Raw genomic sequence first — 13,490 nt, 5'->3', positions numbered from 1 at the left:
GGAACCGGCGTGACCGCCGTGCAAGCAGCCGCACTTGTCAGCCTGACGAACGGGCCGGGAGCGTGTGCCCGCCGGCCCGATCAGCCACCAGCCGTCAGCTGGTGCTGCTGCTGCAGGAGCAGCAGCTGCTGGTGGAGCAGGAGCAGCAGCTGGAGCACGAGCAGGAGGAGCTGGACCACGCCAGCTCGACCGACTCGTCGGTCATCTCTTCGATCTCGAACGTCGCGCTCTCCAGAACGCTCAGTTCGTCCTTGAGCTCAACGGACATTGCGATCCTCCCATTTGTGGTGGGATGTGCACTCGAAACAGGGTGTTCCGAGAACCGTGGCGCGCCTCGACAGGGCGCGGACCGGCTCGCCGCTCTCGCTACCGCGCGGCGAGCAGGATCGTTCCTGTGACCATGGCGCGGATGGCGCGCAGGTCGATGGGGGTGGTGTCGACGAAGAGGGCGCTCGTGCCACCGGCGTGCAGCCGGTCGACCGCCTCGGACATCGCCACCCCTGGCTGGCCGAAGGACCACTCGGCCTTCCCGTCGCCCGCGACCAGCACCCTGGGGTCGAAGTCCGCCAGCAGGGGGTCGCCGGGATCGAGGGGCGCACCCTCGTAGTGGCGGCCGACCGCGAGACCCACGGCGTCACGCACCGCCGCGCGTACCGCGTCGCGCACCGAGAGCGCCGAGCCCGTCGCCCAGTCGACCGCCCCGCCGTCGACGCCCTCGACCACGGCGAGAACCGCGAAGGACGGGGCGGCGCCGGGCAGCGCGTAGACGCGCGCGCCGCACCCGATGTGCCGGAGGCTGCCCAGCGCGAACGCCGTCTCGTCGTCGCCGGACAGCCATTCCTCCGTGAGCGGGAGGGCCGGGTCGTCACCGCGCAGCGCGCGGACGAGCCCGCGATGCGCCAGAGCCGAGCACAGCCCGCGTTCCTGTACGTCCTCGACGGTCCAGCCGGCCGCCGCACCCGCGGGGCTGGGCTCGAACACCAGGCGGGAGTTGGCCGGCGACAGCGGATGGACGGCCGCGGCGGGCACCTGCCACCGGCTGCCGTCGTACAGCGCCACCGCGGTCAGCCCTGCGTGGGGCGTCGGCTCCTCGGTGACGGGCAACCCGCTGAACAGGGCGAGCCGTTCGGCCGGCACCGCCTCGGCGTCGTCCGGCGGCGCCGCGTCCGGCAGCCCGACGGGACCGAGCCGGCTCGCGTAGCAGACGACCGCCGCCTGCACCGAGCGTGTGCGGGCGACCAGGACCGTGTCGATGTCGAAGGCGGCGATCTCCCGCGCCCCGTCGGCCAGCGCGCCGGACGGTCCCAGCCGCACGCGGCCCGTCTTGAGCGGGATCTGTCTGATCGCCTCGTCGGTCCACCCGGACATCACGCCGAACTCCGAGGAGACCAGGACGGCGGCGCGCCCGTAGGCGTCGCTGTCGTCGGCGGGCGGGAGCACGGCCTCGTCGGGCAGCACCCGTTCGTGCCGCATCGGGCATGCGGGATGGGGCAGGACCCGTTCGCGGCCGGACTCCAGCGTCGTCAGGTCCTGGACGACGGCGTGCCGCTCGTCGTCCGGCTGCAACTGGCCGGTGCGCAGCCGGAAGATCTCGAACGCCACGGCGTTGCCGACCATGGACCGCGCCACCGTGCTGCCGCTCGGGGCCTCGGCGCCGGTCGGGCCGAGCGCCAGTCCACGCCAGAAGTCGGCCGTGCGCCGGGGGTCGGAGGTGGCGGACAGCCGGAGTTGGGCGCACACCCAGCACGGCTGCTCGGCCGGTCCGGAGATCGGCCCCACCAGCATGCGGTGCGGGTCGGCCACCACCGGGACCAGCCGGGGGCCGTCCGGAACGCCGTGCAGCCGCACGGTCAGGTCGAGCAGCGCTCGGCTGTCCGGGCCGTCGACCACACCCACCACGACGTCAAAGGCCGTCAGATCCCGGGGAGTCGAGGGCAGTACGACGATCCGCGCCGGCGCACCGGCGTCCGCGAGCCGGGCCGTCTCGGCGTCGAATTCCCGTTCCCACGCCGCGTCTTGCCGTCCCCACGCGCCGTCCAGCGATATCTCGGCCAGCCCGTTGCGCAGCAGGCCGCGCACCGCGGCCGCCGCGACGTCCCCGGGCGGGCCGCTGACCAGGACCCGGGACGAGCGGAAACGGGCGAAGAGCTCCTGCGGAGTGCGCGGGTCCGCGTGCATGAAATGCTCGACGAAATTGATCTGCGGCGCGAACAGATCCAGCACACCGGTGGGCAGCATCCCCACGTCACGGACGGGGACGGCGCGAGCGAAACCTCTGTCGAGAAGAGTGCGCATCAGACCGACGGCGGTTTTGCGCCGGCTGTCGTCAAGGCCTTCGCATAACTCCGCGACCGTTAATTCTCCGGTCATCCGGGGACCGAGGACGGACATCCATTCATAGGCGCCGGCACCTTTGAGGACGCAGGAAGTCTCCGAACTCCGGAGATAGATTCCGGTGTCGACGCGCAGGAATACCACGTCATTACGTAACCGGGGTCTTATGTCCGCAAGAGGTGCACTGTCGATCGCTTGCATAACGCCCCCCGAAGGATCGTCCACGCATCGACGGTGGGGCACCCTACGCGCGTCCACCGGGCAGGATTGTGTAGTCCTTGTAACGACGGAGTCAATACTCTGTGCCGACTTCAATGAGCGACCCTCTTTTGGATCACCCTTTGACCGCCGGTGGACCATGAAGGCGCGAGATCGAGACGCAGGACCGACATGTCACTGCCTCTGGCGAATCATCACGCTCCGCCGCCGGGCCATTCCGGGATTCATTGGTCCACGCCCTTCGCGTGCGCGTTCCTGCAAATCGCGTTCTGCGAAACGTAATTGATTCGCGCGGGCGGACTGCGTATCCGACGGTAACCCCAAGCCCTCGAACTACGCGGCAGGGGCCGTTCCCGCTGTGCGGAAACGGCCCCTGGCCTGCGTTTTACCCAGTCGGGACGACAGGATTTGAACCTGCGACCCCTTGACCCCCAGTCAAGTGCGCTACCAAGCTGCGCCACGTCCCGATGCGCTCACTCGTGGTGACCCACGTGATCGCGCGAACAGAACTTTACCCCACATCCGGGGCTGTTCCGAAAGGGGCACCTGTGCGCAGGGCGGCGACGGTGAGCGACGGGCGCCACGGGCAGCGGACGCCGGTGGGGGGACGGCCGAGGGCGACGGTGGACAATCGTCGTATGGGCAGCACAGGCGCATCCTCTGGGCGGCGGTCGACGGAGTCGCGGGACCGGGACAGCGAGGGCCGGGCACGCAACGCGCGGCCCCGGGACGGGCTCGGGCGCCCGCTGCCGTACGGCGCCGACGGTGTGTCCCGGCAGCCTGAGGGGGTCGCCCGCACCCCGGAAGAAACGGTCACCGAGGCGCAGGCCCTGCTGGACGCGGGGAAGCCGTTCCACGCGCACGAGGTCTTCGAGGACGCCTGGAAGTCGGGACCCGAGGACGAGCGGGCGCTGTGGCGGGGCCTGGCCCAGCTGGCCGTGGGGCTCACGCACGCGGCCCGGGGCAACGTCACGGGCGGGCCCCGGCTGCTCAGGCGCGGCGCGGAAGCGGTCCAGGGGTGGGCCGCGGAGCACGGGAAGCCACAGCCGTACGGGATGGATCTCGCCTGGCTCGTCAGCTGGGCGCGGGACCTCGCGGATGAGGTGGAGAGAGGCGAGCGAGACGCCGGGACGGTCGACGCGGGAGCACGGGCTCCGCGGCTTCGGGGGGCGTGAACCGCTCGGACCTGGGGCGTCGGCGTGGGCGCGAGGGTGCCGTAGCCGGGCGTACGGAGGCGGTGCACGGACGGTCAGTGGCGTGCGGCAGACTCGGGGCGTGCGAAAGATTCATGTCATCGGTATCGGCGCGGGCGACCCCGACCAGCTGACCCTCCAGGCGGTCCGGGCGCTGCGGAGCACGGACGTGTTCTTCATCCTCGACAAGGGCGAGGTGAAGAGCGATCTGACGCAACTGCGCCGGGACATGCTGGACACACACATAGCGGACGGCACGTACCGGCTGGTGGAGGCACGCGACCCGGAGCGGGACCGCAGGGCCGGCGGTGCGGCGTACTCCCCGGCCGTCGGGGACTGGCGCAGCGCCCGCGCCGACATCTACGAGCGGCTGATCGCAGAGGAGCTGGGCGAGGACGAGCGCGGTGCGTTCCTGGTGTGGGGCGATCCGTCGCTGTACGACAGCACGCTCGCGATCCTGGAGGAGGTGCTCGGGCGGGGTACGGTGGCCTTCGAGTACGACGTCGTGCCCGGCATCAGCAGCGTCTCGGCGCTCGTCGCCCGGCACCGTACGGGGCTGAACCGGGTGGCGCGGCCCGTGCAGATCACCACAGGCCGGCGGCTGGCCGAGGGCTTCCCCGAGGGCGTGGACGACGTGGTGGTGATGCTCGACGCCCAGCAGACCTTCCGGCAGTACGCCGAGGAGGACATCGACATCTACTGGGGCGCGTACATAGGCACCCCCGACGAGATCCTCGCCTCCGGCCCGATCGCGGAGGCCGCTCCGCGTATCGAGCGGCTGCGCGCCGAGGCACGCGAGCGCAAGGGCTGGATCATGGACACCTACCTGCTGCGTCGGCGCCCGAACGAGTTCTGAGCACCCACGCCCGACGCGAGGCCGAGTCCTTCCAGACGTTCCAGTACGCCGGGCACGTCGGGCACCGCCGTCACGCCGTCCGGCAGTGGGGGCCGCCGTACGACGACCACGGGCAGGCCGAGCGCGCGTGCGGCCGTCAGTTTCGCGGACGTCGCCTCTCCCCCGCTGTCCTTCGTCACGACGACCTCGATGCGGTGGTCGCGCAGCAGCGCCGACTCGTCGGCCAAGGTGAACGGACCCCGGGCCAGCACCACTTCGACGTCCGTCGGCATCGGCGGAGCGGGCGGCTCCACCGACCGCACGACGAAGTGCAGGTCCGCCAGGTGTGCGAAAGCCGCGAGTCCCAGGCGGCCGGTGGTGAGGAACACGCGGTGGCCGAGGCGCGGCAGCGCGTCCGCGGCGGCGCTCAGGGACGGGACCGGATGCCAGCGGTCGCCGGGGACGGGCTGCCAGCCGGGGCGGCGCAGTACCACCAGCGGCAGCCCGGTCGCCGCCGCGGCCCGCGCCGCGTTGGCGGTGATTTCGGCGGCGAAGGGATGCGTGGCGTCCACGATCGCGTCCACCCGCCGCTCGCGCAGCCAGTCGGCCAGCCCCTCGACGCCACCGAACCCTCCGGTCCGCACCTCCCCCTCCACCGCTCCGGGCCGCGCCACCCGCCCCGCCAGCGAGGTGGTGACCCGGACCCCGGGACGCGCTGCCAGTTCGGCGGCCAGCCGCCGGGCCTCGGTGGTGCCGCCGAGGATGAGGACGTGCGGGGACATGGGGTCAGGAGACATGGGGCGGGGAGACATGGGGCGAGGAAACATGTCGGGGGAGGACATGGGGTGAGCCTACGGAAGGCCTCGTCCGCGGTGTCGTACCGTCCGGCCCCGAGCAGGTTCCGTATCGTCCCAGCATGGAATCCGTGCGAGCCGTGCTGATCGACATCGACGGAGTGCTGACGGTCTCGTGGCGCCCGCTGCCCGGTGCGGTGGAGGCGCTGCGGGAGATCCGGGCGGCCGGCCTCGGTGTCGCACTCGTCACCAACACCACGTCCCGGACACGGGCGTCGATCGCCGGGACGCTGTCGGAGGCCGGCTTCCCCGTGGCCGCCGAGGACGTGCTGACCGCGCCCGCGGCCACCGCCGCCTACCTCGCCGAGCACTTCCCCGGCGCCCGGTGCTCCCTGCTGAGCAGCGGCAACGTGGAGGAGGACCTCGACGGCGTCACCTTGGTCGACGACGACAGCGACACCGACACCGTCCCCGATGTCGTCATCGTCGGCGGCGCCGGTCCCGAGTTCGGCTACGCGGCACTCAACCGGGCCTTCGGGCATGTCCAGCGGGGCGCGCGGCTGGTGGCCATGCATCGCAGCCTGTACTGGCGGACCGACGCCGGTCTGCAACTGGACACCGGGGCGTTCCTGCTCGGGCTGGAACGGGCGGCACGCGTCGAGGCGGAGGTCACCGGCAAGCCGTCGCCGGCGTTCTTCGCGGCGGCGCTCTCGCGGGTGGGAGTCGGCCCCGACGCGGCGCTGATGGTGGGCGACGACATCGAGTCGGACGTGCTCGCGGCGCAACGAGCCGGAATCACCGGGGTTCTGGTCAGGACGGGCAAGTATCTGCCCGAGGCGCAGGAGCAGGCGAGCGGCGCCCCGGACCATGTCATCGACTCGTTCGCGGACCTGCCCGCGCTGCTCGGGCTCAGGCAGGCGGCCGAGTAGCCGCTAACGAAGGAGCAGTTGGAGGCCGCCCACGATCGTCGCCGCGATCACCAACTGCTCGAACAACCGCTGGTTGATTCGCTTCACAGCCCATCTGCCGATCACCGCACCGGGCACGACGAACACCGCGAGCGCGGCGTCAAGGAGCAGCGAACGGCCGTCGATCAGTCCCAGGGCCGCGCTGAAGGGCACCTTGGACACGTTCACGATCAGGAAGAAGACGGCCGACGTGCCCAGGAAGCCCAGCTTCCGGAAGCCCGCCGACAGCAGGTACATCGCCATCACCGGGCCACCCGCGTTGGCGACCATGGTGGTGAACCCGCCGAGGACGCCGTACGCATGAGCCCTCGTCCGGCCCGCCCGGCTGGTGACCGCCTCCGGCTCACCCTCCGCGCCGGCCCTGCGCCGCCGCCACAGCGTGACCGCGGCCATCAGCAGCAGGATCGCGCCGATCGAGATCCGCACGGTCCCGTCGTCGGCCCACATCAGGTACAGCGTGCCGGCCACCACGCCGACCGCCACGGCCGGGAACAGCCGCCACAGCGTGGGCCAGTGGGTGTGCCGCCGGTAGGTGACGACGGCGAGCACATCGCCGACGATCAGGACCGGGAGCAGGATGCCGGTGGAGGCGCGGGCGGGCAGGATCGCCGCGAAGACGGCGAGACTGACCGTGTTGGCCCCGCTCACCGCGGTTTTGGAGAAGCCGACCAGGAGTGCCGCGAAGGCGAGCGCCGCGAACTCCCAGCCGGATATGTGCCAGAGCGTCATCGTGTTCATGGGAGCACCGATGCTATGCCCACGCATCTAAGTGAGGCCGCGCCGCTCCGTGTTGAGAGGCGCCTGCCCATGTGGGGCTGCGGCGGCCGATGTCGAGGGACGTCTTCTACGGCTCTACGGCCTCTCGACCAGCACCGCGCTCCCCTGCCCCACCCCCACGCACATGGTGGCCAGCCCGCGCCCGGCTCCCGTACGCCGCATCCGGTGCAGCAGCGTGGTGAGGATGCGGGCGCCCGAGCAACCCAGCGGATGCCCCAGGGCGATCGCGCCGCCGCTGGTGTTCACCAGGTCCGGTTCGATGCCGAGTTGGTCGACGCAGGCGAGGGCCTGCGCGGCGAACGCCTCGTTGAACTCGGCCTCCTCGACATCGCCGATCTCCCAGCCGACCCGCGCCAGCGCCTTGCGCGTGGCGGGCACCGGCCCGATACCCATCACGTCGGGGTGGACACCCGCGGAGGCCCCGGCGGTGTACCGGCCCAGGGACTCCAACCCCAGCTCGTTCAGGGCCTCTTCGCTGACCAGCAGCAGACCGGCCGCGCCGTCGTTCATCGGCGAGGCGTTGCCCGCGGTGACCGTGCCGCCCTGCCGGAAGACCGGCTTCAGGCGCGACAGCTTCTCGTACGAGGTGTCCTCGCGCACGCACTCGTCGCTGTCGACGACGATGCCGTCCGGGCGCTCGACGGGCACGAGTTCGTCGTCGAAGTGGCCGTTCTTGCGTGCGGCGGCGGCGAGTTGGTGGCTGCGCAGGGCGAACTCGTCCTGGCGCTCGCGCGCGATGCCGTACCGCCCGGCGACCTCCTCGGCCGTCTCGCCCATGGACAGCAGGCCGTGGAGTTCCTTCATCGCCGGGTTGACCAGGCGCCAGCCGAGGCGGGTGTCGACGGTCTCGATGCGATGTGGCAGGGCCTCGTCGGGGCGGGGCAGCACGAAGGGGGCACGGCTCATCGACTCCGAGCCGCCCGCCACCACGACGTCGGCCTCGCCCGCGGCGATGGTGCGGGCGGCGGCGGTGACCGCTTCGAGACCGGAGGCGCACAGCCGGTTGACGGTGGCGCCGGGCACGGTCTCGGGCAGGCCGGCGAGCAGCGCGGCCATGCGGGCGACGTTGCGGTTGTCCTCGCCGGCCTGGTTGGCGGCGCCCCAGTAGACGTCGTCGATGCGGGCCAGGTCGAGCGCGGGTGCGTCGGCCACCAGCCGGCGGATCACGGTGGCGGCCAGGTCGTCGGGCCGTACGCCGGACAGGGCTCCGCGCAGCTTTCCGATCGGGGTGCGGCGGGCGGCCGCAAAGTGGACGGGACGCACGTGAGGACTCCTGACCGGTGACGCGAACAACTTAATTAGCACCGCTAGTTTTGGACTATAGACCTCCGGCGGGTCCCCTGGGAAGATCCTCCCGGACCTGTACCAAGGAAGCTGGAGATGACATGCCCCAGACCCGCGAACACGTCCTCGACGGCACCCGTGGCACGATCACCGTCCATGCGTGGGCGAACCCGGCGCCGCGGTACGTGGCCCTCGTGGTGCACGGCTACGGCGAACACGCAGGCCGCTACGACGAGGTGGCCGCCGTCCTGACCGGGCACGGCGCTGCCGTGTTCGCGCCCGACCACGTCGGCCACGGGAAGTCCGCCGGCGAGCGCGTGGTCGTCGAGGACTTCGAGGACGTGGTCACCGATGTGCACGCCGCCGCCGAACTGGCCCGCGCAGCGCACCCCGGCCTGCCGGTCGTCGTGATCGGCCACTCCATGGGCGGCCTGAGCGCGGCCCGCTACGCCCAGCGGTACGGCGACGAACTGGCCGCGCTCGTCCTCTCCGGACCGGTCATCGGCGTCTGGGAGCTGCCGGGCAGCCTGCTCGCGCTCGACGAGATCCCGGACACCCCCATCAGCCTCTCCTCGCTCTCCCGCGACCCCGCCGTGGGCGCCGCCTACGCCGCCGATCCGCTGGTCTGGCACGGCGCGATGAAGCGGCCGACGCTGGAGGCCTTCGTCCGCACCCTGGAGACCGTCGCCAAGAGCGGCGACGTCGGGCCGCTCCCGCTGCTGTGGCTGCACGGCGACGACGACCGGCTGGTACCGCTGCCCGGGAGCCGGGTCGGTGTGGAGCGGCTGAGCGGCGGCCGATCGATCGAGCGGATCTACGCCGGCGCCCGGCACGAGGTGTTCAACGAGACGAACAGGGCCGAGGTGTTCGCGGACCTGACCCGCTTCCTGGACGACGTACTGCCCGACTGATCCCGGCTGATCCCGGGAGCGATTCCCCGGACATCCCGATCACCGGGCGGCACAATGGCGGCGGACGACCCTGCGCGAGAAGGGCAGTGACGTGAGCGAGGGCCACCCCCGGGCGGACGGATCGGCGACGCCGGGCACTTCGGCGGCGCCCGACACTTCGGTGGCGCACAACGCCCGTGTGTGGAACTACTGGATCGGCGGCCGGGACAACTACCCGGCGGACCGCCAGGTCGGCGAGCAGGTCGCCGGCATGTTCCCGGTGATCCGGGCGGTCGCGCGCGCCGACCGGGACTTCCTGGGGCGGGCGGTGCGGTTCCTGGCCGCCGAGCGCGGCGTGCGGCAGTTCCTCGACCTCGGCACCGGGCTGCCGACGGTGGACAACACCCACGAGACGGCCCAGCAGGTCGCCCCCGAGTCACGGATCGTCTACGTCGACAACGACCCGATCGTGCTCGCGCACGCCCGCGCCCTGCTCACCAGCAGCCCCGAGGGGGTCACCGACTACGTCGAGGCGGATGTGCGCGACCCGGAGGCGGTCCTGCGGCGCGCCGCCGAGACCCTCGACCTCACGCGGCCGGTCGCCGTGCTGATGCTGGGCATCCTCAACTTCGTGCTCGACACGGGGCAGGCACGGGACATCGTGCGCCGGTTCATGGCGGCCGTGCCGTCCGGCAGCGTCCTCGTCCTCACGCATCCCACCTACGACGCCGACCTCGGCGGTGAGGGCAACGTCGCCGCCATGACGTTCTGGAACGAGCACGCCGCGCCGCCCATCACCGCCCGCGGCCGCGCCGAGGTCGCCGCCTTCTTCGAGGGGCTGGAACTGCTCGAGCCCGGCCTGGTGCCGTGCTCGCGGTGGCGCGCCGGGGCCGACTCTCCCGCGGCGGTACCGCAGTTCGGCGCGGTGGCCGTGAAACCCTGACCGCGGACCCGTGCATCCGAGCCCGTCGTGGAGGACGTATGACCACCCTTGCCGACCCCGTGCCCGGCGGGCGCCCCGGTGACGTCCAGCGGGCCATCGAACTCGCCGCCCAGCTGGCGCGTCAAGGGGTGCGGGGGATCGTCCTGGCCTACGTCGACACGGCGGGCGTCGGCCGGGTGAAGACGATCCCGACGGGGCGGCTAGCCGACGCGGCGTCCTGGGGCGTGGGGATGTCGCCCGTCTTCGACACGTTCCTGGCGAACGACTCGATCGTCACCACCGACGTCCTCGGCTCGCCCGACGGCGACCTGCGTCTCTACCCGGACCTGGACCGGCTGGTGGCCCTGTCCGGGCAGCCGGGCTGGGCCTGGGCCCCCGTCGACCGGATCACGCAGGAGGGCGAGGCACATCCCGGGTGCAGCCGGACCTTCCTGCGGCGGATCGTCGAGGACGCCGAGGAACGGCACGGTCTCACCTTCAAGGCGGCCGTCGAGGTCGAGTGGTACGTCGCTCTCGGGGACGTGCCCGACGGGGAGTTCGTCCCGGCGGCGCGGGGTCCGGCGTACGGCGCGACGCGGCAGGTCGAGTTGAGCGACTGCCTCGCCGACCTGCTCGCGGCGCTCGCGGCGCAGGACGTGGACGTCGACCAGATTCATCCGGAGTACTCGGCCGGGCAGTTCGAGGTCTCGGTGGGCGCGCAGGACCCGGTGGCGGCGGCCGACCGGAGCGTGCTGGTACGGCAGACGACCCGCGCGGTGGCGCAGCGGCACGGACTCCAAGTGTCCTTCGCCCCGGCGGTGTTCGCCGAAGGCGTCGGCAACGGCGGTCATCTCCACCTCTCTTGCTGGCGCAAGGGGCTGAATCTGCACGCCGGAGGCAAGGGGCGGTACGGCATGACGGGCGACGCCGAGTCGTTCACGGCCGGGGTGCTCGCGCACCTTCCCGCACTGACGGCCGTGACGGCGCCGAGCCCGGCCAGCTATCTGCGGCTCAAGCCGTCCCAGTGGGCGGGGGTGTTCACCGCGTGGGGCCGGGAGACGCGCGAGGCCGGGTTGCGGGTCGTGACCGGGACGGTCGGCCGCCGGGAGCAGGACGCCAACCTGGAGGTCAAGCCCGTCGACCTGGCCGCCAACCCGTATCTCGCGCTCGGCTGCGTCATCGCCGCCGGGCTCGACGGCATCGCGTCCGCCACTGCGCTGCCCGAGGAGATCACCGGGGATCCGGCGCGGTTCGGCGCCGAGGAGGCGGCGGCCCGGGGGGTGCGCCGGCTGCCGACCTCGCTGCCGGAGGCGGTGGCGGAGTTCCGCGAGGACGAGGTGCTGCGCGCCGCGCTGGGGCCGGTGCTGGCCGACGCGGTGACCGCCGTACGCCTCGGGGAAGCGGCGGCCGTCGAGGGCCTGGACGACGCGCGGGTGGCGGCTGCCTACCGCTGGACGTACTGACGATGCGCCGCGCCGACGCCGGGCCGGTCCACGAGGCCCTCGCCGCGCTGCCCCTCGTGGACCACCACTGCCACGGCGCGATCACCGCCGACCTCGCTCCGGAGGAGTTCGAGTCGCTGATCACGGAGGGCGAGGCCTGGCCCGGCAGCGGGATCTCGCCCTTCGACAGCCCCGTCGGCGTGGCCGTGCGCCGCCACTGCGCTCCCCTTCTCGACCTGCCCCGGCACGCTCCCGCCGCCGACTACGTGGCCCGGCGCACGGCCCTGGGCTGGCGCGAGGTCAACCGGCGCTTCCTGTCCGCCGCGGGAACCGAGGTGTTCTGCGTTGACACGGGATACGCCCCCCACCCCGTCACCTCTCCCGTCGAGCTCGCCCGGGCGGCGGACGCCAGGGCCTACGAGGTCGTACGGCTGGAGCAGGTCGCCGAGGCGGTGGCCGCGCGGGGCGTGGAGGCGGGCGAGTACGCGCGCGTGTTCCGGGCTGCCGCGGAGGAGGCCGTACGGCGGCCGGGTGTGGTGGCGGTGAAGTCGGTGGCCGCGTACCGCACCGGCTTCGCCCTGGACCCGGCACGGCCGACGGACGCCGAAGTGACCGACGCGGCAAGGCGATTGCTCGCAGGCGGCGACCTGCGCCTGGCCGATCCGGTCCTCGTACGCCATCTGCTGTGGATCGCCGTCGACCTTGGGCTGCCGCTGCAACTGCACACCGGTTTCGGGGACTTCGACGTCCGGCTGCACCGGGCCGACCCCGCCCTGCTGACGGACTGGCTCCATCTGACGCGCGGCACGATTCCCGTGCTCCTGCTGCACTGCTGGCCGTACCAGCGCCAAGCCGCCTATCTGGCCGCGGTGTTCGAGCACGTGTACCTGGACGTCGGGCTGGCCCTGCACTACACCGGCCCGGCCCGGGCCCGGACCATCCTGGAGGAGGCCCTGGAGATCACCCCGTTCCGCAAACTGCTGTACAGCTCCGACGCGTACGGTGTCGCCGAGTTCCACCACCTGGGCGCGCTGTGCTTCCGTCATGGGCTCGCCGCGCTGCTTCAAGACCGCGTGGACGCCGACGAGTTGAGCCTGCCCGATGCCCTGCGGACCGCCGTCTGGACGGGGCGCGACAACGCCCGCCGCCTGTACGGACTGCCCGCAGCCGACGACGCCCGCGACTGAGCCCGCACCACACCCGGAAAGTATGATCAAGCAATGTCAGACATGACCGAAACCACGCCCGGCTGGCTGTCCTCCGACGAGTTGGAGATGGCACGCGCCCGCATGCCGATCCTGTACGTCGAGGCCGTTCCCGTGCGCGTCGACGACAGCGGCGAAGTCACCAGCATCGGACTGCTGCTCCGCATCGGGCCGGACGGTACGGTCAGCCGCACCCTGGTCTCCGGCCGTGTCCTGCACCACGAACGGGTCCGCGACGCCCTGCTGCGCCACCTGGAGAAGGACCTCGGCCCGGTGGCCCTGCCCCGGGTCCCGCCCTCCCTGCAGCCGTTCACGGTCGCCGAGTACTTCCCGACGGCGGGCGTCACCGCGTACCACGACCCGCGCCAGCACGCGGTCTCCCTCGCCTACATCGTGCCGGTGGCCGGCGACTGCCGTCCCCGGCAGGACGCGCTGGACCTGGTGTGGTTCAGCCCGCAGGAGGCCGTGTTGGAAGCGGTGCAGAGCGAGATGCCCGGCGGACACGGCGTCCTGCTGAAGCAGGCCCTCGCACATGTCGGTTTCGTCTCCTGAGCAGGTGGGTCACGGCGGCTCCTGAGCACGTGAGGCACGTCTCCTGAGGCGGAGCGGTGCCGGGCGGGTGAAGGC

12 protein-coding genes and 1 tRNA gene are annotated in these 13,490 nt (G+C 72.2%); 8 read left to right on the top strand and 5 right to left on the bottom strand.

Annotated elements, in window-relative coordinates; genetic code table 11:
- Positions 1 to 366: 366 nt before the first annotated feature.
- Positions 367 to 2,295, bottom strand: coding sequence for a TOMM precursor leader peptide-binding protein (locus tag ABZ910_RS13270; protein WP_361362985.1), 1,929 nt, complete (start codon positions 2,293 to 2,295; stop codon positions 367 to 369).
- A gap of 651 nt (positions 2,296 to 2,946) precedes the next feature.
- A tRNA-Pro gene (locus tag ABZ910_RS13265) sits at positions 2,947 to 3,020 on the bottom strand.
- A 171-nt stretch (positions 3,021 to 3,191) separates the two neighbouring features.
- Here ABZ910_RS13265 and ABZ910_RS13260 point away from each other — a divergent pair.
- Both ABZ910_RS13260 and cobF read left to right on the top strand, forming a co-directional pair.
- The gene (locus ABZ910_RS13260; RefSeq protein ID WP_361362982.1) at positions 3,192 to 3,728 is read left to right on the top strand and encodes a DUF309 domain-containing protein; all 537 of its coding nucleotides are present in this window, start codon (positions 3,192 to 3,194) and stop codon (positions 3,726 to 3,728) included.
- A 100-nt stretch (positions 3,729 to 3,828) separates the two neighbouring features.
- The gene (gene cobF / locus ABZ910_RS13255; RefSeq protein WP_361362980.1) at positions 3,829 to 4,602 is read left to right on the top strand and encodes a precorrin-6A synthase (deacetylating); all 774 of its coding nucleotides are present in this window, start codon (positions 3,829 to 3,831) and stop codon (positions 4,600 to 4,602) included.
- Here the strand turns inward: cobF and ABZ910_RS13250 are convergent.
- Positions 4,569 to 5,363, bottom strand: coding sequence for a cobalt-precorrin-6A reductase (locus ABZ910_RS13250; protein ID WP_361362977.1), 795 nt, complete (start codon positions 5,361 to 5,363; stop codon positions 4,569 to 4,571). The genes cobF and ABZ910_RS13250 overlap by 34 nt on opposite strands.
- Positions 5,364 to 5,497: 134 nt before the next feature.
- On the opposite strand from ABZ910_RS13250, the gene ABZ910_RS13245 reads away from it, so the two are divergent.
- A complete protein-coding gene (locus ABZ910_RS13245; protein WP_361362975.1) occupies positions 5,498 to 6,304 on the top strand; it encodes an HAD-IIA family hydrolase in 807 nt (268 codons plus the stop codon).
- Between the two features lie 3 nt (positions 6,305 to 6,307).
- Here ABZ910_RS13245 and ABZ910_RS13240 read toward each other — a convergent pair whose 3' ends face one another.
- Together ABZ910_RS13240 and ABZ910_RS13235 are read right to left on the bottom strand one after the other, a co-directional pair.
- Positions 6,308 to 7,081, bottom strand: a complete 774-nt coding sequence (locus ABZ910_RS13240) for a sulfite exporter TauE/SafE family protein (RefSeq protein WP_361362972.1) — start codon at positions 7,079 to 7,081, stop codon at positions 6,308 to 6,310.
- Between the two features lie 114 nt (positions 7,082 to 7,195).
- Positions 7,196 to 8,383: a thiolase family protein gene (locus ABZ910_RS13235; protein WP_361362969.1), complete on the bottom strand. Its 1,188-nt coding sequence runs from the start codon at positions 8,381 to 8,383 to the stop codon at positions 7,196 to 7,198.
- Between the two features lie 122 nt (positions 8,384 to 8,505).
- Between ABZ910_RS13235 and ABZ910_RS13230 the strand changes: the two genes are divergently transcribed.
- The 5 genes from ABZ910_RS13230 (at position 8,506) to ABZ910_RS13210 (ending at position 13,415) form a co-directional block, all read left to right on the top strand.
- Positions 8,506 to 9,315, top strand: coding sequence for a lysophospholipase (locus ABZ910_RS13230; protein ID WP_361362968.1), 810 nt, complete (start codon positions 8,506 to 8,508; stop codon positions 9,313 to 9,315).
- A 91-nt stretch (positions 9,316 to 9,406) separates the two neighbouring features.
- Positions 9,407 to 10,237 carry an SAM-dependent methyltransferase gene (locus tag ABZ910_RS13225; protein WP_361362965.1) on the top strand — a complete coding sequence of 277 codons (831 nt, stop codon included), beginning with the start codon at positions 9,407 to 9,409 and terminating at the stop codon, positions 10,235 to 10,237.
- Positions 10,238 to 10,275: 38 nt separating this feature from the next.
- Positions 10,276 to 11,679: a glutamine synthetase family protein gene (locus tag ABZ910_RS13220; RefSeq protein WP_361362963.1), complete on the top strand. Its 1,404-nt coding sequence runs from the start codon at positions 10,276 to 10,278 to the stop codon at positions 11,677 to 11,679.
- Between the two features lie 2 nt (positions 11,680 to 11,681).
- Entirely contained in the window at positions 11,682 to 12,845 is a 1,164-nt protein-coding gene (locus ABZ910_RS13215; RefSeq protein WP_361362961.1) for an amidohydrolase family protein, read from the top strand.
- Positions 12,846 to 12,887: 42 nt separating this feature from the next.
- The gene (locus ABZ910_RS13210; RefSeq protein ID WP_361363383.1) at positions 12,888 to 13,415 is read left to right on the top strand and encodes an NUDIX hydrolase family protein; all 528 of its coding nucleotides are present in this window, start codon (positions 12,888 to 12,890) and stop codon (positions 13,413 to 13,415) included.
- Positions 13,416 to 13,490: the final 75 nt, after the last annotated feature.

It is taken from the genome of Streptomyces sp. NPDC046805 (assembly GCF_040645355.1).
Taxonomy (GTDB): domain Bacteria; phylum Actinomycetota; class Actinomycetes; order Streptomycetales; family Streptomycetaceae; genus Streptomyces.
This window is presented reverse-complemented; position numbering and strand designations above follow the sequence as displayed.

What these genes read in the sequence shown, in the direction of transcription:
- ABZ910_RS13270 (WP_361362985.1), bottom strand. Translation starts at nt 2,295, where the DNA reads ATGCGCACTCTTCTCGACAGAGGTTTCGCTCGCGCCGTCCCCGTCCGT.
- ABZ910_RS13260 (WP_361362982.1), top strand. Translation starts at nt 3,192, where the DNA reads ATGGGCAGCACAGGCGCATCCTCTGGGCGGCGGTCGACGGAGTCGCGG.
- ABZ910_RS13250 (WP_361362977.1), bottom strand. Translation starts at nt 5,363, where the DNA reads ATGTCCCCGCACGTCCTCATCCTCGGCGGCACCACCGAGGCCCGGCGG.
- ABZ910_RS13245 (WP_361362975.1), top strand. Translation starts at nt 5,498, where the DNA reads ATGGAATCCGTGCGAGCCGTGCTGATCGACATCGACGGAGTGCTGACG.
- ABZ910_RS13240 (WP_361362972.1), bottom strand. Translation starts at nt 7,081, where the DNA reads ATGAACACGATGACGCTCTGGCACATATCCGGCTGGGAGTTCGCGGCG.
- ABZ910_RS13230 (WP_361362968.1), top strand. Translation starts at nt 8,506, where the DNA reads ATGCCCCAGACCCGCGAACACGTCCTCGACGGCACCCGTGGCACGATC.
- ABZ910_RS13220 (WP_361362963.1), top strand. Translation starts at nt 10,276, where the DNA reads ATGACCACCCTTGCCGACCCCGTGCCCGGCGGGCGCCCCGGTGACGTC.
- ABZ910_RS13215 (WP_361362961.1), top strand. Translation starts at nt 11,682, where the DNA reads ATGCGCCGCGCCGACGCCGGGCCGGTCCACGAGGCCCTCGCCGCGCTG.
- ABZ910_RS13210 (WP_361363383.1), top strand. Translation starts at nt 12,888, where the DNA reads ATGACCGAAACCACGCCCGGCTGGCTGTCCTCCGACGAGTTGGAGATG.